A 20,169-nucleotide genomic window follows, 5' to 3' on the forward strand; every position below is an offset into this window, starting at 1 on the left:
GCACGCTGGACACCGTGCGAGCCTGGGACCATGTGGAGCTCTCTCAAAGGCCCCTCCTAGGCAGAACGGCAGACGTCGAGCCGATCCGTGAACCTGCGGCCGAACCTGTGGGTTCGCGAAAAGGGTTGTTGTGCAGCGTGACCATGCTGCACGAGGGCGACTTTACGTCCTCAACATAGAGCAGCGCGCAATCGTGCGCCGCTCCCTCGATGCCACGCCCCCGGAAGGGGCGTGGCGTTGCAGGTTCCTGACTCAAAAGCTCGCTGCCGGCGCAAACCGGGGCGGGCTTTTTTTGTTTCTGGTGAAAGACCTCGATTCCAGGAGCAACTCATGCACCACCAGAACGCCGAGATTTCCGCCGCTATCGCGGCAACGCTTAACCTGCGCCGTGCCGAATACGCGGAAATGCCGCAGGCCTGGCGCAACCTTTGTGAGGCGGCTTACGTCGCCGGCCTACCGGAAGCCGCGAGAGCGAACTTCCTCAATTCAGTAACGACCCAGCGCGGGGCAGACATAGCCTTGCGCCTTCGGGAGCATGCTGCGTCCATCCGGGCCAACGTCGTTCATTTCCTTGATAGGAGAAAGAGCGAATGCATGCACCCATCACATACAGCGAGCCCGGCGGACGCCGAAGCCTGCTAGAGGAGCGGCCCATGCGGCCGCCCATCATTGGCAAGATCCGGCCCGGCATCAAAGTCCTGACGAAGGCTGCGCGGGACAGAGAACAGGCAGTAAAGATCCATGATGCGCTTCTTGCCAGCGGCGAGAGCTTCGAGCGCATCGGTGCCGAGATTACGCGGGCGACCGGCATCAAGACACCCTTGGTTCCCAAGAACGTTCCGTGGTTCACCTGCCGCGGCTCCGACTTCGCTAACCCTGCGGTGGCCGACAATATCGTCCAGCGCTACGGTGAGGACCGAGGCGATGGCAATGGGCACCGCCTCTGGCGATTCCCCGTTGTCTTCGCGTTTGACGATTGGCTGAGCAACATGCCCAACCAACTCGTGTCATGGACGCAAAGCGGTCGGCAGTTCTTTTCTGAGTACGGTCACGACGGCATGCGCTATTGCAAGATGTATGCGCCGCCAGTTCGTGATGAGCGGGCCAACCGTGCGAAGCGCGTGTGGGGCGGGCGCAAAATCATCCTGCGCCAGGACGAAGCGATCCCGGACGGTATCTGCGACCCTCAAGAGTGTCCGCAGTACCAGACTGGTCATTGCAGCCTCTCGGCCAGCTTCTTTTTTGCGGTGCCGCACATCTCTGGCCTCGGCCTCATCGAAATGCCTACGACCTCGATTTACGTCCTGCAAAAGGCTCACGCCGCAATGCAGACCGTAGCGATGGCCCGTGGCGGGCGACTCGTCGGTATCCAGTTCTACATGTCCAAGCAGGAGATCGAGATCAGTCGCATCGACGACACCGGCAAGCCGGTACGCCAGATGCAATGGCTCATCACCTTGGATGCCGACATCGATATCGCATCGTTGCTCGATGGCTCGGACCGGCGCCCGCCGGCACTGGAGATGGCAGAAGAGGCCGTCGCTATGCTTGAAGGTGAAGGGGAAGTTTCTCTGTCAGAGCAAGGCCAGGCCGATGACTCCATCACCGAAGCTACGCAGCCCGGAACATCGGCCGCTGGCTCGGCACCCGCGTCCAATACGGAGGCAGGTGCAGAGGACCTGGAGAGCGAATACCTCGATCTCGTGCAGCGTCTCGGCCTCAACAGCGAGGATGGCGCCCGCCAACTGAAGGCCTTCGCAACGGTGACCTTCGGGCGTGGTTGGTCCAAGCGGGATCAGGATGTGCGACGGTTCTTGGATGAACTGCGCACCGCCCTGGCTAACCCGATGGCTTTCCGCGAGCAGGTGGCGGCAATCGCTGCCGACGTCGCGACGTAACATCGCCAGCCTTGTGCCGGCAGTTGAGGGAAGCCTACGGGCTTCCCTTTTTCCTTTCTTGCCGCATGCCGGCACAGTCCCTTGGGGGTTCCATGATGCTCAACGATGGCGCAAGCCTACTTGCAGCGCATTTCTCTGATTTGCACTATTCACCTGGTCATTTGGCCGAAGCGGATCGATGTTTTGGTTTTGCGGTAGAGGACGCGATCGTAAGTCGCTGCCATGTAGCCGTGGTGTCGGGTGACTCGACGGACCACCGGCTCGATGCCCACACCCCCGCGCTCTCCGCGCTGGCGCGGCGCATCCACCAGTTGTCCGCACACATGCCAGTAGTCATGCTGCAAGGAACCTTTAGTCACGAGCCGCCCGGCACGCTGGATCTGTTTCGACTGATCGGAGCAAGTCGACCCGTGTATGTCGCAGATCGAATCCACCAGGTCGCGCTCACTGGCGAGGCATTCTTTCCGAGCGACGGCGCGATCTTCAGCCAGGCGGAGATGGACGAGCTGCTGACGCAGCACGGTCTGCCGGATGTCGTGTTCACTTGCGTGCCAACGGTCAACAAGGCGGTGCTGGCAGCCGCGGCCGGCGTGGCAAATGCTGCGACGGGGGTAGGCGATCACCTGGCTGACTATCTGGCGGCTGCGGGGACTGTGAATCGTCACTGGCGGTCACGGGGCGTCCGTACGGTCGGTGTCTCCCACGGTACCGTCAACGGATGCCAGACGGAGCATGGCGTGCCGATGGCGGGACTCGACCATGAGTTCACCATTGGTGCACTGTTCGATGCCGACTGCGACGCGTTCATGCTCGGCCACATTCATCGCGCCCAGCAATGGGAGCGTGAGGGCAGGGTGGTTGCCTATCCGGGGTCAATCGGCCGGTTCCACTACGGTGAGATCGGCGCGAAGGGCTATCTGCAGTGGCAGGTTTCACCTGGGCAGGCGATTGCCTCCCAAGTGAAAACGCCAGCGAGCGAGACTGTCTGCATCGACTTTGACGGCCCGCCTGACATGGCGAAGCTTGCCGCGATGGCCGCCGACGCCGCCCACAAGTTTGTGCGGGTCCGCTGGACGGTCAACGAGGAGCATCGCCAACTTGTGGATCGCGAGGCCATCCAGGCGCTCTTTGGCGCCAGTGCGGAGGTTAAGCTGGAAGCACGCGTGCTGCCGGCTGTTCGCAGTCGCGCCGAAGGCATCAGCCGGGCAGCAACATTGTCCGAGAAGCTAGGGCGATGGTGCGAACTGACGGGCGTTGACGCGAATCCGTTGCTGGACAGCCTGTCGATGCTCGAAAACCTCGATGCACAGGCGATTGCCGATCAAGTGCTCGCTGGCCTTGCTGAGATGCCAATCTCCATCCCTGCTACGCAGGAGGTGCACGCTGTGGAAGCTGCAGCGCTGCCCTTCATTGCGAAACTGGGGGAGTTGGAGCTGGATGAACCTGTTTCCGCAGCCGAGGCGACACCTGTCGTGTCGGTAACGGAACCCGCAGGACCCATCGTGACCGCGGCCACGCCGATGAATTGGCTGACCGACGACCTTTTTTCGTAGCGATACGCCAATCCTTAGAACATGCGAAAGCCATGTTCCGACAGCCTTCGAGGTTGTCGAAAACTGGTTTTACCCGCGTCCCTGACGCATCGACCCCGCAGTATCCATTTCGTTTCTATCTACCCAGACGGGTGCTTCCCGTCCGGGGTGCACGCCGTCCTACCCCTGGAGTGCCGCATGATTCTCTACCACGCTGGTCCCGACTGGCTCTTTGTTGAAGAGACATTTATCAACCGCTCGGAGATGGCCAAGCGCCTTTGCGAGCAGCATGACTTTACGCAGTGCATGATGTATGAGCCGTTCGGCCCCGGCCGCGGCGCAGTGATCGCCAAGCGCGACCACATGCTGGTGATGGCCTTGGGCGAGGCGGGTGGCAACACCTTCTTCGTCGTGGCGCCGTCCAAGGAACTGCAGGACTTGATCTGGTCGTTCTCCAGCGGCCTGGCGTCTCAATGGAGCGAACTGGAATTGCGAGCCCTCACCGGCCAGCAGGACTGGGACGCGGTGATGAAGCTGGCGAGCCAGCAGTTTTCCGCTGTACGCCGCTCAGTCGAGCGGGCGATCGCTGGCAAGCCGGAGCAGGATGCACCTTCGCTGCCTGATGTCCCGCACTGGGACGACAGCGCAATGGAAGTGCCGTCGGACTATCTCCATTCCTTCAGCGGTTCGGAGGTGTCCGAATGCGCCCACTGAAGCTGACGCTGTCCGGATTCCACGGGATCCGCGACGGCATGCATCGGGATAGCGTCACCGTCGACCTGTCGGCGCTGCCCGGCGGCCTGATTGCCCTTGTCGGCCCCAATGGGGCGGGGAAGACAACGATCATGGACAACCTGCATCCCTTTCCCATCATGCCGAGCCACGCGAGCAAGATGTCGGCCGACGCATTCTCGTACTGGGACCATCTCTGCGCCCCGCGCGCGGAGAAGGATCTGGAATGGGAGCACGGCGGCAGGACATATCGCTCCGCGTTCGCGTTCCGTAACCCTGGTAAGAGCCGCAAGGCCGAGTACTACTTGTTTGAGAAGGCCGCCGACGGTGAATGGAAGCCGGTGCAACTGGCTGACGGCACACTGTCGGACGGCAAGGCGGAGACCTACAACCGCTGCCTCGAAGCCGTCTTGGGGTCTCCTGAGGCGTTTTTCACCAGCGTGTTTTCTGCCCAGAACCGGCGCCCGCTCGCGAGCTATCAGCCTGGCGAGATCAAGAAGCTGCTCGCCGAGCTGCTCGGGATCGATCACTTGCGAGACCTCTCTGCGAAAGCAGGCGAGGTCGCCAAGCTGCTCACCCGCTCCCTGGACACCTTACAGCGCGACGTGCTGACCCTCACGGGGAAGCGCGATCGGGCAACGGTGGTGGCCCAGGCGATCTCGCAACTTGGTGAAAGCCTTGGTGCTCAACGGGAGGCTAGCGACGAGGAAACGGCGAAGGGCGCGAAGCTGCTGCAGGAGCGCGCGACGCTTGCTGCAAAACAGGAAGCCAATGCCGGTACCGAAGCGCGGTTACGGGAACTGAACCAGCGCAAGGGTGAGTTGGCCCAGCGTGCCGCATCGTTAGCCAGCGATGAACAGACCGCTGGCGGACGTGCTACGGCGCGACGGCGTGATCTGGATCGGCAAGCGGCAAGCCATCGTGCAGTGTTGGCGGAGGCCTCGACCATTGAGACTGCTGCCGGCGAAAGGGATGCCGCGCAACTGGCCATTGGTCAGAGGCAGGCAGAAATTGCCAGCCAACGCCTAGTCGTGGAGAAGCTCGATGCCCTGCAGGTTCAGCACGCGGCGCTCAGTTCCGAGCTCACGGGCCTGGAGCAGCAAGGTGTTGCCGGCGCGAAGCTTGTGGAGTCGTTGAAACTGCAAGCTGACGTCATCGAGACCGTTCCCTGCCGTGATGATCCGATGCACACCACCTGTCCGTTGCTGGCTCAAGCTCGGAATGCCAAGGCAAACCTTGGAGAGCAGGTTGTATCGGTCAAGGCACTGCGTGAAAGCTATCGCAGGAAACTTGATCAGGTCCAATCGATGCAAACCGGGGTTGCGGAGCGTGCCACGGCGCGCCCTGCACTAGCTACACTGCAAGCACAGCTTGATCGCGATCAGCAACAGCTGCAGCGACTCACGGCGTTGGCCGCCAAGAAGTCCTTGCTGAACGCGGCGCGCGAAGGACTGGCGCAGACCGAACGCGATCTGGCGGCATTGAGCGAGGAGGATGCATCACGCATTGAGCGCCACAAGCGCGATATCGCGGACGTGCAATCTCAGCTCGAAGCGGTGCGTCGGGAACTGGCGACGCTGGCCACGGAGGATGTGACCGGCATGCTGGCCCAGATGGATCGCCAGATTGCAGGCAGCCGGGAGGCTGTCGCTGCGATTGCCGGTCGGATCGAAGCATCGATTCGGCAGGAGAGCATGTTGGTGGCCGAACGTGAGCGTCTAGATGCTGAGCTTGCCGGCATGCCGGCGATCGAGGCCAAGGCGCAGTCGCTGTCCGACCAGATTGCGCAATGGAAGCTGCTTGCGAAAGGCCTGGGCAACGATGGCGTCATCGCGTTGTCCATCGATGACGCGGGCCCGGCCATCACGCAGATCGTCAACGACTTGCTCCTGGCCTGCTATGGACCGCGATTCACCATCGCGATCCAGACGCAGACAGCGCTGGCCAGCGGCGAAAAGCGCGAGGGCTTTTCCATCAACGTGATCGACGCTGATAACGACACCACGAAGGAATTCGGCGTGATGTCGGGTGGGCAGAAAGTCTGGATCAACGAGTGTCTGACGCGCGGAATCGCCCTGTACAGGGTGCAGGATGCGCAGCAGCCTTTCCAGACGCTGTTCACCGATGAAGCGGACGGTCCGTTGGATCCGGACCGTAAGCGCGCCTTCATGACGATGAAGCGCGAGGTTCTGCGCGTCGGTGGCTATCAGCGGGAGTACTTTATTTCACAGACTCCCGACCTGGTGGACGACGCCGACGGCGTCATCGATGTTGTTGCGCTGTCGTCGCAGTAGCGCCCGGCGCCATTCACTAACCATATGCCCGTTTCCCGAAAGGAAGCGGGCATTTCCTTTATCCCCAATGTCTACGTAATGTCTTGAAGATGTCTTCGCCCAACTCCGGGCCGATTTCATTGAGCATTGAGAGCTACTGTCAGCAGATCTATGGCGGTGGTTATTGCGGTACCGGTCCCGTTTGTCAGTACTGAATCGAGGCGCAAACGGAGATGCCAGTCGGCTTCCATCCTACATCCGAAGGGCTGCATTTTTGCACCCCCAGACCGTTAACAACGCAGGCATAGCCCTGTTTTAAGGCTCTGATTCATGTCCAAAGTATTCGTCACGGCCGAAGAGGCCGAAAAGCTGCTGCCGCGTCGCCGGAAGATCCATACGTTCATCCGCATTTTTGGATGGCAGGGCGACAACGTTGATCGTGAGGCGCTGCTCCAAGTGTTCAAGACTGCGAAAAGCGTCGAGGTTTCGCAAGACGCTGCATGTTTCGATCATTACCTCGCGGTAAAGATCGACGGCATGGTGACCTACATTGAAACCAATCTCAAAGCCCTGGCCAAGTTTGGCCTGTTGCCACCCCACCGCAAGGTGGCTTGATTCCCGGTGCGCCGTGCGTACCCATCGCTTCCACCCAAATGCCCGCCTCTCCCCCAAAGGAACGGTGGGCATTTTTGATTTCGGGACGACGGGTGGAGCTCGCAACCATTTTTCCTAGGAAGTCAGGAAACAAGCCGGTTTATCATGGAAAGGAGCGCTGGCTGTTTTTCTCTCGTAACGTAGCTCGAATCGAGCGCGTTCCGAGATCGAAATCGTGGACATCAAGCGCGCCAAGACCCTCAAGCCTTCCCAAATCCGCCACCTGCTCCGAGTCACCGAGGCCACTAGCCGGCACGCTGAGCGTCGACGCACTCATACTGCTGCTTGGCTTTACCTGCGGCATGCGGGTATCAGAGATAGCCCGCATCGAGGTGGCCGATGTTTTGCAACCTTCGGGCAAGATTCTGGACGAAGTGAGCCTCAGGGCCGCGATTACCAAAGGCTGCCGCCAGAGGTGCGTTTATTTGACCCATCCCAAAACAGTTACCGCCCTGGAGCGCTATATCGCATGGCGTTGGACGCGCGACAAGGGCACGGCGTTGGACCGTCGCAAGTATCATGGCCTGATGCCTAGGACGTGTCTCATCCTTACGCAGAAAGGCGGCCCCTACGAGCTGAGCACCAAGCGCCGAATAAACGATGCCGGCGAGAAGGTCGACTACCTGGCCGCTGACAGCCTGCAGACCTATGTGACGGGCCTTTATCGCGCAGCAGGGCTCGGCAGGGGCTACAGCAGCCATTCCGGGCGGCGGACGTTTGCCAGCAGGCTACTCGCACAGGGACACTCGCTCGATACGGTTCAACTGCTACTTGGTCATTCGCACATCGACCATGTGTCTCCGTATCTCGAAGTCAACAAGCGCGACTTCGAAGCCGCAGCGGAAGCCGTGGAATCCAATCTTGCGCTTGGCGGCGCTGAAGGCGTGCGAGCCCTACTTGCTAGGGGGCGTGATCGCTAAAACACGGACGGCCACCGCCGATATTCTGATGGGTCTGCGTGGCATATCCGTGCGGGAGCGCGTAACGTACACACATGGATTTACATCTGGCTCCGCATGGTCTATAGTACATCCACGGTACATCCATAGATGAGATTCAACATGCACACCACCAAGGCTTTCAAGAATGGCAATTCGCAGGCGGTCCGTATTCCGGCTGACCTGGCCTACGAACGCTTGGACGTGGACCTGGAAATTGAACGCGTGGGCGATGAGCTGCGCATCCGGCCGGCACGCCGGCCGCTTGCAGGGGTGCTGAAGAAATTCGCCAAGTTTGGGCCAGATTTCATGGACGAGGGGCGAGGCGAGCAGGAGCAAGCTGAGCGAGAGGCCTTGTAATGCCGCGCTTCATGCTTGACACGAACATGTGCATCTATCTGATGAAAAACCAGCCTGAACAGGTCGCAAAGCGGTTTGCGCAGTGCTACGTCGGAGACGTAGTGATGTCGGCGATAACGTACGCCGAGCTGGAGTACGGTGTCACTGTGTCTGCTAGCCGCGCCCGCGAACGCCGGAACCTCGCTGCGCTGATCGAGGACATTCCGGTGGCGCCGTTCGATGCTGCTGCAGCGGAAGCCTATGGCCCCATTCGCGAGGCGACGCGCGAGCGTAAGAAGGATCACTTAGACAAGCTGATCGCTGCGCACGCCGTCGCTCTCGACATTGTGCTGGTCACCAATAACGAGCGGGACTTTGCCGGTTATCCCGGTGTCAAGCTTGAGAACTGGCTCCACGAATAGTCACGAAAAAAGCACTAGGCGTGTTTGGCGCCCAGCGCACGCCGCCTGCCCACGATGACCGAAAAGAAGAACTACCAACGGCTCATCAATGCCGACGATGTGTCAACCTTGTCGCAGTTGCGCAGGTTCGTAGAAGAGCAAGGCCTGATAGTCATGAGGTACAACGAGGCTTCCGTAACGGTCAGGGGCGCAGGGCCCCGCAGATTCAGACTTTTTCCAGCAAACCATGACAAGGCTGGAAGAGCTGGGATACTCACTATCTCGGGGGTTGTCTACGACTTCTGGATCTACGCGCTTGTCGCACATGGCGTGACGGAGAGCGCTTGCTACATAGGGCAGACGCGAGGTGTTGCCAGGCGCATGCGCGAACATTGGAAGCGACGTTTCGGAGAACGTGGCTCCAGTCCGTTGTTCAATTGGGCGACTGAGCGGGAGTTGACGGTTCACGTAGTGCTTCTCCAAGCCCTCTCCGGAATCCAGGCGGATGCCGATCGCGCCGAGGCCGCATGGCTGGCATGTGCCACCGAAGCGGGGTATGCGGTCCCTGGCGTCGAGTTATGGGGCCCAAAGAGTGGCCGCAACCGGCCTGGCTTGATATGGCCGTCAGCCGCAGTACGTCGCAACAGCCGGCCGCTGGATAGAGTTGTCGCTGGCACGTCTCAAATTGCCCGACTGGCGAAGGGATCAACACTGGTGGATTTTCATACACTGCAAGCGGGAAAGCGGAGAAGGTCATCGAATCCGTAAATGCGTTGCCCTATCACCCTGCCGCCAGAATTACGGCGGAGAAGCTGGATGTGCAGCTGTATCACCCCGATGCGACGCCTGTACTAGTCAAGTGCGAGTGGCATAAATCCCTTGATCCAGATGGGATGATCCCGCTGTCTATTGCCATGCCCCTAATCCTAGAGAAAGAAATCCCGTGCTGCCACTGGTCGGAGGTTGCGGAGACGTGGGAGGCGATGCGCCCTGATTTCCTTGGCAGACCCCACGGCAGCCGGTCTTCCCTGTTTGTGAGCCAGGAAACCGGGCAGGCAATCAAAAAGATCTGGAATGCACTGATCTTCACGGGTATGTTCGGGCCCATCAAGGTCTGACAGACACTGCCTAGGCCAACATCAAATGTCGGGCCGGACATTACAATTTTGCCGCTACACACCGGCAGGACGCTTACAACTGTTGTGTCAAAGATGGGCTCCATCCTTCCTCGCCCTTGCCGGCGACACCGGCGGTATCGCTCGCAGCCTCTCGTCTGGTGATCGACGCCGCGACGCGCCTGTGGCTGTTGCCAATGGCTTCTAGCCCAAGGCCGCCCAGCTGGCTCGCCGACCTTACAGGTGACTCACCCCGAGGCGCACGGCGTATTCCTCGTCGGTGAGCTTTTCCATTTCGAAGGCGCGCAGTGCGGCAGTGTTAGGCGCCCCCAGCTCCATACCATTGGGGCCAGCCGGAAGTAGGGGTGCTGCAACTCCGCGCGGTCTCGTTCGCGGGCCAGGTTGACGAAGATTTGGGCTCTGGCTCTAGGCGATAGCTAGCGGGCGCTGTCGATGATGAAACCACCATCAGGTGTCAGGCTCGACCCGGTAATGAACTGCGAATCCTTACTAGCGAGGAACAGGACAACGGGTGCAACGTCAGCTTCCGGCTCTCCATAACGGCCGAGCGCATTGGTCGGAGCAGGTACGTTGTGTTCCGGTCCCCAGGTTTCTGCGACGGGCAGCACGTTGTTCACGGTGATCTTGTCTGTGCCCCACTCGCGAGCAGCCGTGCGGGTCAGGGCGCGCACCGCTTCCTTCGCCATGTTGTAGGGTGTGTAGCCCGGCAGGCCGATTACGCCGGCCGCCGAACCGAAGTTGATGATGCGGCCTTCGCCGCTGGCCTTGAGGTGGGGATGGGCGGCCTGCATGAATCGCAGGTAGGCAATCGGGCCGGTGTCGAAATTGCGCTGCAACTGTTTCGCCGAAAGGTCGAGAACGGTTGAGAACGGCGCGGATGAATCGAAGGCGTTGTTGACGAGAATATCGAGGCGACCGAAAGCGTCGACGGTCTTATCCACCGCTGCCTTGACCTGCTCCGTATTGCTGATGTCGGTGGGAATGCCGATGGCCGTTCCACCGGCGGCGTGAATATCCGCTACGACAGCATTTACATTCGCGGGCGTCAGCGACACCACGGCGACCTTCGCGCCTTCCGCTGCAAGCCGCTTTGCGATGGCACGGCCGATGCCGCGCCCGGAGCCGGTGACTATTGCTACTTTTCCATTGAGACGGGACATGACTTTCTCCTTTGAGGTTGGGTGAAATTAGGGGTTGCTTTGTTGGGCTGGCACGGCTGCACCATAGGGCGAAGGGGTGTCACGGGCGGCGTTTTGGGTGGTGAACGAAACGACCAAGAGCACCAGACCAATGACGGCCGGAAGTGCTCCCTTCGGCTTACGCACACCCAGGTACGCCGAGCCGGATAGCAGAAGGTGAAAGAAGATGCCTGCGTAGGCCAGATCGCTCAGCGGTACGCTGATACGCGACAGGATGGCGATCGGTCCGAGTACCTTCACCACGATCATGAGGGGCACCAGGTAGGGAGCTGGATAGTTCAGCTCGGCAAGCGTCTGGCGCACCCAATCTCTTTTGACGATGTAGAGCGCCGCAGATGTCAGGTAGAGCAGTGCCAGCAATGTCGTGCTGATCCAGTATGTGTAGTTCGCAGCCATGTGAGTGTTTCTAGAGTTTTTCTATCGACTAACCTCAATGCTGTCGTCTAATATGGAAACCATCAAGTAGGATGAATAACTGACACATAGTATGAAAAACCATACCAATAGAGCCAACGAGATCAGCATGCACGATGAAATGCGCCGAGCATTTGCGCTGCTTTCGGGCAAGTGGAAGCTGGAAATCATGTGGCTGCTCAACCAGCGGGTCTATCGCTTCGGAGAACTGCGAAAGGCAATTCCCGGCATTACCCAGCACATGCTGACGGCCCAGCTCCGTGAGCTTGAGGCCGACGGTTTGGTGTCCCGCACTGTTTTCGCGGAAGTGCCTCCACGGGTCGATTACGAGATCACGCTAAAGGCCCGTGGACTTGGGCCGACGATGGAAGCACTCACGGCTTGGTGGAGCGAGTACGGTCGAAGCCTGCCGGAAAAGCCGGCTTCACGTGGCCGGAAAGCCAAAGGCAGCTAGGCTGGCGTTGCGCGAAGAAGTGCAGTCCCGCGTAGGGGCTTCAGCGGTGATGAATTTACAGTTCTTGCTTGAAAGAGGCGAGGTGATTTGCTTCTTGAGGGCTGCATTTTCCCTCGACTGGTGCACTTACCATTCAGGCGCTGCGGGAAGAGTCATGACTTCCGTATAACGAGATGCATCAAGAGGGCGGCGTTTCTCGAATACTTCGCCAATCGCAAGCCCTGCCTCGTTGGCATGGAGTCTTGCAGCGGATCTCAGCACTGGGCTCGACGGCTTATTGAGATGGGGCATCGGGTGAAGTTAATGCCGGCGAAGTTCGTCAAGGCGTTTAACATTCGCACAAAAACGATGCGGCCGATGCACGGGCGATCTGGATGGCCGCGCAAATGGATTGCAATGCGGTGGCGGTGAAAACCGAAGCCCAGCAAGCCATTCTTGCACTGCATCGCATGCGGCAGCAACTGGTAAAGTTTCGTACGATGCAGATCAACTGCCTTCGAGGATTGCTGACCGAGTACGGCGAGGTGATCGGCGTTGGTCGGGCGGCATTGAACAAGGCAGTTGCAGGAGTTTTGGAGAAATTGTCAGGACGCTTGCCAGATCTGCCAGATCGAGCGCCGGTTGCATGAGTGGGTGAAAGACGATCAGGCCGCCAAAGCAATCGCGGCAATTCCTGGCGTAGGGCTGCTTACCGCAACAGCCGCTGTAGCAACGATGGGTCATGCCAAAGACTTCAAGTCCGGCCGCGAGTTCGCGGCATGGCGCGGACTTGTGCCGGCACAGACCGGTTCCGGCGGCAAGCTCGAACTACAGGGAATCAGCAAGCGTGGTGACACCTACCTCAGGACTTTGCTTGTTCATGCTGCTCGGAGCATCGTCTATCGCGTGAAAGCGCCGGGGCCTTGGGTCGAGCAACTGAAACAGCGGCGTCCGTTAAATGTCGTAATCGTGGCGATGGCCAATAAGCTTGCCAGAAAATCTGAGCCATGCTGGCGCATCAATGGCCATATCAGAAGGATTTCGAAAGGATCAAGCCAGCCCTATCTGTCGGAGTTTTCGCTTCAAGGGATGGAACGTCAAAAGTTGCTCCCCGTAAGTTTGCCTGGTTTAATTTACGTTGACAAAACTAGTTTTTTCTAAACTCGCATCAGTTAGGTCCGCACGGCTAAAATTTAGATCTTTCGCCGACACCTCCCGGCTTTCGGCTTCCCGCAGAATGCGGATGAGCTGTTCGTCGGTAAATCGCTTCTTCATCGAGTTCTCCATGCTCCAAGGATACGAGAACTCACTTTCCGAGTGGCTACAGGATTCGTCTCAGGTCAACTTGATCAAGATGCTCTGGTGGAGCGGCGACGGACTGTGCCTGCTCGCCAAGCGCCTGGAGCGAGGCCGGTTCGTGTGGCCACAGGCAACGAGTGGCAAGGTCCACCTGGCAACGGCGCAACTGTCGTTGTTGCTTGAAGGTATCGATTGGCGCAAACCGGAACGCACCTGGCGACCGACGCTCGCCTTGTAAACGGACATGCCGGCTCCTACACTAGCCGGCATGTCCGTTTGAACCGCCCCGGGGTGGTTCAGTTCGCTCCCCTGGCCTTTGAGAAGAACGGGCAGCTGGGAGTGCTGAGAACAGGTCGCTCCGCTGGATTCCGCGACAGGAAGGTCCGGGCGTCCACCACCCGAATCAGGGCACGTAGCACGGTTGATTACATGTCCGCCTGCTATGGGGTACCCGCTGGCATGTGCCCGGGCTCGCCAAAGCATCGCGGGATACTCGCGCGGTTTTCGAAAAACTCAGCGCTGTTTTTATATCCAATGCCGATGTGGATACGTATACTCCATCGAGTTCATAGTAGTAATTTCATTTCATTAGTATAAATTCGAAAGGTGATGCAGATGGGAATAGAGAAGGCTTGTACCCACAACGTCCAGGCAATGCCCGTCGGTGGCGAGGAGCAAATTCGCAAGTCCGGAGTGAAAGCCACAGTTAAGTCGGCTACCCCTAAGCCATGCATGGATATAAATGCTCACATAGGGAGGGGCAATGTACGAGGCCACGAGCAATTGATCAAGGTCCCAGAAAAACCGCCAGCGATTCAAAGAGACATAGGCCGAGGTGAGCGCCTCCAAGCGTCATCTCTTAGAGTTGTCGAGAAGCCAACGACAAGCCAGCGTGAGATCGCGAGCGCGGCTCGAGAAAATACGTCGCTTTTAAAGCGTATTGCCGCTGCAATAGGCGGATTTGTAAGCGGAGCCTTGGGTGGCCTCCTCGCAAGTGTTTTCGGCACCGTGGGAGTATTCTTAAAAGGGGGCGGCCTCGGCGCAATTATTGCCTTGCCCTTCTTACTTGCTGCTGGTGCCGCAGTTGGGGTGGTATGTGCAGTCCCTGCTATGCTTGCCAGCGGTATCGTTGGCGCATGCAGATCGGCAAAGAATCCAACTATTGAAGAATCGACTGTTTGCGCATTCACGTGGCCTTTCCACAAAATGTTTGGCGACGATTCCCAGAAAGAACTCCCAAAATCCAAATTAAATTATGCGTAAATAATAAGCGCTGCAAGTTTGATAATGTATAGCGAACAAGCCGCGCTACTGCTGCGTGAAATCGGCATCGTAGACTTTAAGTTCGATGCCGATGGCAGCGCCATTTTGGTGCTTGATGCACAGACAACGGTGTTTCTGCAGGCTTTCCGCGAGTTCCCTATGGTAAAAGTCGCGGTTACTGTCGGTCAACTTTCCTCGCCGATTCAGATGAACGCGCTGCGCGCTTTGCTAGAGATGAACCTAGTCTGCGTGTGCGACTACCCTAACGGGGTTTTGTCGTTAGTCCCAGCGACAGGCGCTGTACTATACAGTTCGGTTATTAAAACTGTTCTCCCAGCCGACTCCGAATCGTCGCGCAATATCAGTGGTGCGGAACTCGGTGCACAGTTGGATCTACTGCTACAGGCTGCGTCGTTCTGGGCCATAGAATTGTCAAAAGCCTTACGTCCGTTCTCCGACGCAGCCGACGACGGTGCAACATATTTTTCAGGCCTCAAGGGTTATATTGTTTAACGACGTTGTCATGTCCGCGATAGAAGGCTTAGCTAGCCATTACGGTTTGGCCGATCTGACTTTAGATGCCGAGTTCGCAACCGCTTTACTGTTCGATGATGACCTGCATGTAAATATTCGGTTCTTCTCTCGGCAGGAAGTTGTTCACGCTTTGGCAATGATCGATCTTCTCTCATTACCAGCAAACGCGGCCGCGGAGTTCCAGGCGTTGCTGAGCCTCAACGGGCGGCTGTTAGACGCTGGAGGTGCATCGTTCGCGTTGGACCGACGTACCGGACGGCTGTTGGTGCTCATGCTTTTAGAGAAGCACCATCTAACTCGGTCGCTCTTGCCGGAGCTCATCGACGCTCTCGTCGCCAATGCGCGCCGATGGCGTAGTCAACTGATAGACGGCGACTTGAATCTGGGGCTAGAGCAATCCCTGGATATGACGCTTAACCAAATGTTTCTGCGGTGAACCTGGCGTGTTCTTGGCGGCAACGTAAGAGGCAGCTCAAAGCTGGAGGGCTAAGTACGAAATAGAATCTAGAACGTCCTTCGCGATGACTGGCGTCGGGCGCAATCTGGACCAGAGTAGAGGGCTTGCAGTTACCGAACGCGCTATTTTCGAGCGCTGTCATAGAGGCGACAGTGCGGATGTTCAAACAGCAAAGTATCGAAAGCAGCCGGTTCTCGAAGCATCGGTATTGCTGCTCGTACAGACCCTCAGTGCGCCGGCTTTAGCGGAGGACGTGGGGCGTTGTTGCGCTACCGATGCCCGAACCGAAGGACGAACATGACGAATCCGTTGCAGCGCGCCACTGACGGGGCAGATTGTGCGGTGCAGCAATAAAATTTTCGAATACATGGAAGCCTGGCTTGAGCCCGTAGGAGATCTTCAGAAGACAACCGAATATGGCGTACTTTCAAACATGAAAGTTGCCGATACTTGTAGTCCGCGAGCTTGGCTCGAGTTCCTCGAGGTCCACAGCACTGCCGTCTTATGATGCAAGAGAGAGCATCGCCTAGTGGAGGAAGCTCCGCATCTAACATGCGACGACTTCGCGGACGCGCACGCTACATACTTACACATGTGTTGCATATTCCCCGACGTGGGGCGATATCTCCGCCTACCCGCTATTGCCATTCCACAGCCGATACCTTCGGTGCCACATTATAGGGGCCTTGCGGTATTGCCATTGCCATCCGCGAGCGAGATCAGTCAATTTTAGGCTTAAGTTGGGACGATAGTCCTCTATTGGCGATTCCTGCGTATCTATACAAGCAAGCACTCCAATTAGCACCGGGTATCACGAACCCCGGCAAATTCAGTCAGGTCTGCTTTAGGCCCCCCTACAGTCGAAGCATTGCAACCTGCGCTTCCAGCGCCAAGCGAGACGGTATTTGCTGATTCGCATCACCGTGCCCGGTAGCGGAATTCAGATTCAAGTTGTGGCATCACAGGCATATGTTGTCGCAGGCTTTTTTGCATGAGCGCGACCGGCGCATAGATTGTTGCGCGTCGAAATTTAGCTGGAAATCATGTTAGTGCTGGCGCTCAATAACGCTGTGGATCGGCATTACGCAGGGAAAAGCGTCTCGGACTCATCGTGAAGAGGTGGAGGCGCGCTAACGATAGAGGTGAATCGCGGCATGCCCGTCGTGTATTGAGCCGGAGCCGATTCGATCTATATGTGCGGGCATCCGAGCAGCCACCAATGCGAGAGCATAGGGTGCGGGGGCGGCGCCGACGCAAATTTTGTCGAGGCATTCGAAGATGCGGCACACTTTTCTCTAAAAATAACGCTCATTTCTTATAAAGAGTGGAAGTTGATCTACATATACTTACTGCTGATTTTCCCCGTTCGTTCAGCCCTCCTCGTGAGGGCTTCTTTTTTGAAAGTTATGAAGCTCCAGGAAAGACCGACACGCTGCCAGCGGTTCAGCAATCTCTATTTCGCTCTATCTTGACGCGGAAACGCTGTATCCCCGTGGTTCGTCTGGTATGAAATCGATGCTACTGAGGACGGCGCACGACGGCATGTAAATGGAAAACTTCTTCTGCCGCACAGTGTGGAAGGTCGATCTATTCCTAGCGTAGCTGGAAGAGCCATCAGCGATGAAGATGGAGGACTTTGCGAGCCATTCTATCGATCCAGCCGTATGCTAGCCTGTTCGTGGTACGTAGGTGGTACGTATGTACGTATAGCGATACGGTCAAGATTCGTGTCAACTCGACGGTGAACTGAGACGAATCCTGTAGCCAGCCGGAAAGTGAGTTCTCGTATCCTTGGAGTATCGAGAACTCGATGAAGAAGCGATTTACCGACGAACAAATCATCCGCATCCTGCGGGAAGCCGAAAGCCGGGAGGTGTCGGCAAAGGATCTGTGCAAGCGCCACAACGTCACGGAGCAGACGTTCTATCGATGGCGCAACAAGTTCGGCGGCATGGGCGTGGCTGAGGTACGCCGGCTCAGGGAGCTCGAATCGGAGAACGAGCGGCTCAAGCGCCTGCTGGCCGAGCAGTTGCTAGTCATCGACGGCTTGAAGGAGCTCGGCCGAAAAAAATGTATACCCCGACGGGACGGCGCGATGCGCTGGAAGCCCTCACTCGGCGGGGTCTCTCGCAACGCAAGGCTGTCGTTACCTGGGGCTCAGTCGCCGGGTGCCGACCTATGTGCTCAGGCAGTCGGAGAAAAGACCGGCGCTTGGGCGAACGGCTGCTCACGCCCTCCCAGGAAGTGCCACGCTTTGGCTATCGCCGGATGGCGGCCTGGCTGGCACTGGGCGAATCGCGGGTGCGCTGTTGAAGCCGCAGCGCATATCCGTGATACCGGCTGCAAGCCACACCCGCGTCGCAGCAGGTAGGCCGATCATCGGCGCGCCTCGATAAGTTCGTGCAGGTAGGCGTGGCTGACATCGTGAATCACGATCCTGCCCTTGGGTAGATGGGGCTCGACCGTTGCCATCGCTCTGGAGGTAAGTACAACCAGTCGCAGGATACTCAGATTCGGTTCGACACATACGGGTATGAAGTCCTTGCGCAGCTCCGGCACCGCACCGTACTTGCCTTGCTCATACTCGTGGCGCCATCTGGCCATTTGGTTGTGGTTCAGATCGTGCTCGCGCGCAAAGCGCGCCAGCGACATCGTTGACGACAGAAGTGATTGCACAACTTGGCGCTTGTACTCAACCGGGAAGCGTCGCCTTGGTTCCTTACCGTAACCATCCTGACCCATAGCAGACTCTGGCATAGGTCCCCATGTATCGTTTGGTGGGGACCTATTGTGCTTATTGGCGCTTTAACGTCCAGACGGTACTGACCGGACGCTTGCGGTGCGCCGGATGTGGCGGACTTTGAAGCTCGGTATCCCGAAGCGGCGTCCTCGCCGGCGCCGTTGCGGCAGTGATATTCGTCTGCCCGGCGCTACACGGCCCAACTCCGTCTGGAGTTACGACTTCGTCCATACGGCAAGCCCGCATACGTCCGCTCGGACAACGGCGCCGAATTTGCCGCCGCCAAATTCCTGCGCTGGCGGCGTGACGCGGCAATCGGCTCGGCCTTTATAGCCGTGGCAGAGCGGCTTTGTTGAGAGTTTCAACGGCAAGCAGCCGTGACGAGCTGCTGAACCGCGAATGGTTCCGCAGCCACGCAGAAGCCAAGGTGCTCATCGAGCACTGGCGGCAGTTCTACAACGAGAGCAGGCCACATAGTGCCCATCGCTATCAACCTCCGGTCACGGTCCGTCTAGCCTGGCTGACAACCGACTCACTTCCTGATTGGCTACAAACTTCCACCGCAGGTCAACGCTTTCGGTCGTGATTCAATAAAACCCGGAGCATCAGCCGCCGATTCGTTTTTGTGGGGCTACAACTTGCGTTGCGTCCAATGGGCGGAAACGGCGCCACCCTGACGCAACCATTGTGACGCGCTAGCGGGATAGCTTCAGCCTCGACAGCGTCGCGGTGACTCACGGCGATGGTAGCCAAGAAGTCTTTACTAGACGCAGCGCAACTTGCCGCGTCTGTAATGATCCAATCAGCGTCGGTAAAGCAGTCGCATTGTTCAGAATCTTTTGCAGTAAGCCGCCAACATTGTCGGCGATGGGACCCCGTGTATCATCGCTAATGACACACGGGGTCCCATAAGCGGCGCTTTGCCGATCGCGTCATCGACGCAAGCGATTTGAGTGCGCCCGGTTGTTGGTGTCACCGCTACGTACTGGGCTTCACCGGTCTGAAAGTCGGGTGGTACCTGTGAGGCTGCATTCAATAGGCGTGAGGCTGTAGACGACGCCAATGACGCTGACGACTTCCGCGGTGATCTGATCGATTGGCGAAATTCGCATACACTGATTCGCATCCTTTCAGTGCTGTTATTTTCAGACGATCAAGATTGAAACTTCACAATGAAGTTCTAAGCGTGTCGGGACGAGTATATTTCCTTCAGCCGATGAGAGTCACTGGCACGGTATCGTTAGGCGGGTCAATACCGGACAACGCACATTTTTTATCGAAATACCGTCGCATTCGTTTTTGGTATAGAATGGAGGTTCAAGTAGATCTTTTAAGGAGAAAGAATGGCCACATATCAACAGCTGCTTGCGGAGAAAGAAGCGTTGGAAGTCCGTCTCGCAGAAATGCGGCTAGAAGAAGTAACCGGAGTTATCGATCAGATCCGTGGTTTGATGGAGACGTATAGCCTCACCGTGGATGACATTGTAGGGAAACGCCGCCGCGGTCGGCCAGTAAAGAGTGACAGTCACGAAAGTGAGAAACCGGCGCTCCCCCCAAAGTATATGGATCCCAAAACCGGTAAAACCTGGTCTGGTCGAGGCCGAGCGCCGGCTTGGCTGGGCAAAAACCCAAAACGTTTTCTTATTGCGGAAGAGGCGACTGAATGATCCATTGAAGGATCGCGCATTCGAAGCGATCCGCAAGCACAAGGGGGCACGAGGACGACCGGTCACAGCACCGTGTTCGTACGGGGGGACGACGATATTCCCAAATGCGTCGAATGTGGTCCGCTTGCCTCCCTGCCTCCCTGCCTCCCTGCCTCCCTGCCTCCCTGCCTCCCTGCCTCCCTGCCTCCCTGCCTCCCTGCCTCCCTGCCTCCCTGCCTCCCTGCCTCCCTGCCTCCCTGCCTCCCTGCCTCCCTGCCTCC

At 58.1% G+C, this 20,169-nt stretch carries 19 protein-coding genes and 4 pseudogenes; 20 read left to right on the forward strand and 3 right to left on the reverse strand.

Going from position 1 to position 20,169, the window contains the following annotated elements:
- Positions 1-330 precede the first annotated feature (330 nt).
- The 10 genes from AC3FLX_RS29215 (at position 331) to AC3FLX_RS29260 (ending at position 9,885) form a co-directional block, all read left to right on the forward strand.
- Positions 331-642 carry a DUF7696 family protein gene (locus AC3FLX_RS29215; RefSeq protein WP_488700833.1) on the forward strand — a complete coding sequence of 104 codons (312 nt, stop codon included), beginning with the start codon at positions 331-333 and terminating at the stop codon, positions 640-642.
- Positions 591-1,898: a recombination directionality factor gene (locus AC3FLX_RS29220; protein ID WP_488700834.1), complete on the forward strand. Its 1,308-nt coding sequence runs from the start codon at positions 591-593 to the stop codon at positions 1,896-1,898. The genes AC3FLX_RS29215 and AC3FLX_RS29220 overlap by 52 nt, the downstream gene beginning before the upstream one ends.
- A 95-nt stretch (positions 1,899-1,993) precedes the next feature.
- Positions 1,994-3,451: a metallophosphoesterase family protein gene (locus tag AC3FLX_RS29225; RefSeq protein WP_488700851.1), complete on the forward strand. Its 1,458-nt coding sequence runs from the start codon at positions 1,994-1,996 to the stop codon at positions 3,449-3,451.
- Between the two features lie 177 nt (positions 3,452-3,628).
- Complete coding sequence (locus tag AC3FLX_RS29230) at positions 3,629-4,144, forward strand: hypothetical protein (RefSeq protein ID WP_488700835.1); 516 nt, start codon at positions 3,629-3,631, stop codon at positions 4,142-4,144.
- Positions 4,132-6,456, forward strand: a complete 2,325-nt coding sequence (locus tag AC3FLX_RS29235; protein ID WP_488700836.1) for a sbcc family protein — start codon at positions 4,132-4,134, stop codon at positions 6,454-6,456. The genes AC3FLX_RS29230 and AC3FLX_RS29235 overlap by 13 nt, the downstream gene beginning before the upstream one ends.
- Before the next feature lie 309 nt (positions 6,457-6,765).
- Complete coding sequence (locus tag AC3FLX_RS29240) at positions 6,766-7,050, forward strand: hypothetical protein (protein WP_488700837.1); 285 nt, start codon at positions 6,766-6,768, stop codon at positions 7,048-7,050.
- 92 nt (positions 7,051-7,142) lie between these two features.
- Positions 7,143-8,009, forward strand: coding sequence for a tyrosine-type recombinase/integrase (locus tag AC3FLX_RS29245; protein ID WP_488700838.1), 867 nt, complete (start codon positions 7,143-7,145; stop codon positions 8,007-8,009).
- 141 nt (positions 8,010-8,150) lie between these two features.
- Positions 8,151-8,387, forward strand: coding sequence for a type II toxin-antitoxin system VapB family antitoxin (vapB, locus tag AC3FLX_RS29250; protein WP_488700839.1), 237 nt, complete (start codon positions 8,151-8,153; stop codon positions 8,385-8,387).
- The gene (locus AC3FLX_RS29255; RefSeq protein WP_488700840.1) at positions 8,387-8,788 is read left to right on the forward strand and encodes a type II toxin-antitoxin system VapC family toxin; all 402 of its coding nucleotides are present in this window, start codon (positions 8,387-8,389) and stop codon (positions 8,786-8,788) included. The genes vapB and AC3FLX_RS29255 overlap by 1 nt, the downstream gene beginning before the upstream one ends.
- 797 nt (positions 8,789-9,585) lie before the next feature.
- Positions 9,586-9,885 carry a hypothetical protein gene (locus tag AC3FLX_RS29260; RefSeq protein ID WP_488700841.1) on the forward strand — a complete coding sequence of 100 codons (300 nt, stop codon included), beginning with the start codon at positions 9,586-9,588 and terminating at the stop codon, positions 9,883-9,885.
- A gap of 434 nt (positions 9,886-10,319) precedes the next feature.
- Here the strand turns inward: AC3FLX_RS29260 and AC3FLX_RS29265 are convergent, their stop codons facing one another.
- Positions 10,320-11,063 (reverse strand): SDR family NAD(P)-dependent oxidoreductase, encoded by a 744-nt coding sequence (locus AC3FLX_RS29265; protein ID WP_488700842.1) that lies wholly within the window; start codon positions 11,061-11,063, stop codon positions 10,320-10,322.
- Between the two features lie 27 nt (positions 11,064-11,090).
- On the reverse strand, positions 11,091-11,498 hold the full coding sequence (locus AC3FLX_RS29270; RefSeq protein ID WP_488700843.1) for a DoxX family protein: 408 nt from the start codon (positions 11,496-11,498) through the stop codon (positions 11,091-11,093).
- A gap of 91 nt (positions 11,499-11,589) precedes the next feature.
- On the opposite strand from AC3FLX_RS29270, the gene AC3FLX_RS29275 reads away from it, so the two are divergent.
- From AC3FLX_RS29275 to AC3FLX_RS29310, 8 genes and pseudogenes are all read left to right on the forward strand, one after another.
- Positions 11,590-11,970, forward strand: coding sequence for a winged helix-turn-helix transcriptional regulator (locus tag AC3FLX_RS29275; protein WP_488700844.1), 381 nt, complete (start codon positions 11,590-11,592; stop codon positions 11,968-11,970).
- A gap of 165 nt (positions 11,971-12,135) precedes the next feature.
- Positions 12,136-12,992, forward strand: a pseudogene (locus AC3FLX_RS29280) (IS110 family RNA-guided transposase); the annotation flags it as partial.
- A gap of 200 nt (positions 12,993-13,192) precedes the next feature.
- Entirely contained in the window at positions 13,193-13,486 is a 294-nt protein-coding gene (gene tnpB, locus AC3FLX_RS29285) for an IS66 family insertion sequence element accessory protein TnpB (RefSeq protein WP_488700845.1), read from the forward strand.
- Positions 13,487-13,863: 377 nt separating this feature from the next.
- Positions 13,864-14,511 (forward strand): hypothetical protein, encoded by a 648-nt coding sequence (locus tag AC3FLX_RS29290; protein WP_488700846.1) that lies wholly within the window; start codon positions 13,864-13,866, stop codon positions 14,509-14,511.
- Positions 14,512-14,535: 24 nt separating this feature from the next.
- Positions 14,536-15,024, forward strand: coding sequence for a type III secretion system chaperone (locus AC3FLX_RS29295; RefSeq protein ID WP_488700847.1), 489 nt, complete (start codon positions 14,536-14,538; stop codon positions 15,022-15,024).
- A 10-nt stretch (positions 15,025-15,034) separates the two neighbouring features.
- Positions 15,035-15,481, forward strand: coding sequence for a CesT family type III secretion system chaperone (locus tag AC3FLX_RS29300; RefSeq protein ID WP_488700848.1), 447 nt, complete (start codon positions 15,035-15,037; stop codon positions 15,479-15,481).
- A gap of 1,464 nt (positions 15,482-16,945) precedes the next feature.
- Positions 16,946-17,050 (forward strand): annotated as a pseudogene (locus tag AC3FLX_RS29305) (M30 family zinc metallopeptidase); the annotation flags it as partial.
- Positions 17,051-17,312: 262 nt separating this feature from the next.
- Positions 17,313-17,809 (forward strand): annotated as a pseudogene (locus tag AC3FLX_RS29310) (transposase); the annotation flags it as partial.
- A 69-nt stretch (positions 17,810-17,878) separates the two neighbouring features.
- Here the strand turns inward: AC3FLX_RS29310 and tnpA are convergent.
- Entirely contained in the window at positions 17,879-18,244 is a 366-nt protein-coding gene (gene tnpA, locus AC3FLX_RS29315; protein ID WP_488700849.1) for an IS66 family insertion sequence element accessory protein TnpA, read from the reverse strand.
- A gap of 97 nt (positions 18,245-18,341) precedes the next feature.
- Here tnpA and AC3FLX_RS29320 point away from each other — a divergent pair.
- A pseudogene (locus tag AC3FLX_RS29320) lies at positions 18,342-18,828 on the forward strand (integrase core domain-containing protein); the annotation flags it as partial.
- 757 nt (positions 18,829-19,585) lie between these two features.
- A complete protein-coding gene (locus AC3FLX_RS29325) occupies positions 19,586-19,909 on the forward strand; it encodes an H-NS histone family protein (RefSeq protein WP_488700850.1) in 324 nt (107 codons plus the stop codon).
- Positions 19,910-20,169: the final 260 nt, after the last annotated feature.

It is taken from the genome of Cupriavidus sp. 291-E7, assembly GCF_057798835.1.

What these genes read in the sequence shown, in the direction of transcription:
- AC3FLX_RS29230 (WP_488700835.1), top strand. Translation starts at nt 3,629, where the DNA reads ATGATTCTCTACCACGCTGGTCCCGACTGGCTCTTTGTTGAAGAGACA.
- AC3FLX_RS29265 (WP_488700842.1), bottom strand. Translation starts at nt 11,063, where the DNA reads ATGTCCCGTCTCAATGGAAAAGTAGCAATAGTCACCGGCTCCGGGCGC.
- AC3FLX_RS29215 (WP_488700833.1), top strand. Translation starts at nt 331, where the DNA reads ATGCACCACCAGAACGCCGAGATTTCCGCCGCTATCGCGGCAACGCTT.
- AC3FLX_RS29275 (WP_488700844.1), top strand. Translation starts at nt 11,590, where the DNA reads ATGAAAAACCATACCAATAGAGCCAACGAGATCAGCATGCACGATGAA.
- tnpB (WP_488700845.1), top strand. Translation starts at nt 13,193, where the DNA reads ATGAGCTGTTCGTCGGTAAATCGCTTCTTCATCGAGTTCTCCATGCTC.
- AC3FLX_RS29325 (WP_488700850.1), top strand. Translation starts at nt 19,586, where the DNA reads ATGGCCACATATCAACAGCTGCTTGCGGAGAAAGAAGCGTTGGAAGTC.
- AC3FLX_RS29295 (WP_488700847.1), top strand. Translation starts at nt 14,536, where the DNA reads ATGTATAGCGAACAAGCCGCGCTACTGCTGCGTGAAATCGGCATCGTA.
- AC3FLX_RS29220 (WP_488700834.1), top strand. Translation starts at nt 591, where the DNA reads ATGCATGCACCCATCACATACAGCGAGCCCGGCGGACGCCGAAGCCTG.
- AC3FLX_RS29225 (WP_488700851.1), top strand. Translation starts at nt 1,994, where the DNA reads ATGCTCAACGATGGCGCAAGCCTACTTGCAGCGCATTTCTCTGATTTG.
- AC3FLX_RS29300 (WP_488700848.1), top strand. Translation starts at nt 15,035, where the DNA reads ATGTCCGCGATAGAAGGCTTAGCTAGCCATTACGGTTTGGCCGATCTG.
- vapB (WP_488700839.1), top strand. Translation starts at nt 8,151, where the DNA reads ATGCACACCACCAAGGCTTTCAAGAATGGCAATTCGCAGGCGGTCCGT.
- AC3FLX_RS29255 (WP_488700840.1), top strand. Translation starts at nt 8,387, where the DNA reads ATGCCGCGCTTCATGCTTGACACGAACATGTGCATCTATCTGATGAAA.
- tnpA (WP_488700849.1), bottom strand. Translation starts at nt 18,244, where the DNA reads ATGGGTCAGGATGGTTACGGTAAGGAACCAAGGCGACGCTTCCCGGTT.
- AC3FLX_RS29235 (WP_488700836.1), top strand. Translation starts at nt 4,132, where the DNA reads ATGCGCCCACTGAAGCTGACGCTGTCCGGATTCCACGGGATCCGCGAC.
- AC3FLX_RS29240 (WP_488700837.1), top strand. Translation starts at nt 6,766, where the DNA reads ATGTCCAAAGTATTCGTCACGGCCGAAGAGGCCGAAAAGCTGCTGCCG.
- AC3FLX_RS29270 (WP_488700843.1), bottom strand. Translation starts at nt 11,498, where the DNA reads ATGGCTGCGAACTACACATACTGGATCAGCACGACATTGCTGGCACTG.
- AC3FLX_RS29290 (WP_488700846.1), top strand. Translation starts at nt 13,864, where the DNA reads ATGGGAATAGAGAAGGCTTGTACCCACAACGTCCAGGCAATGCCCGTC.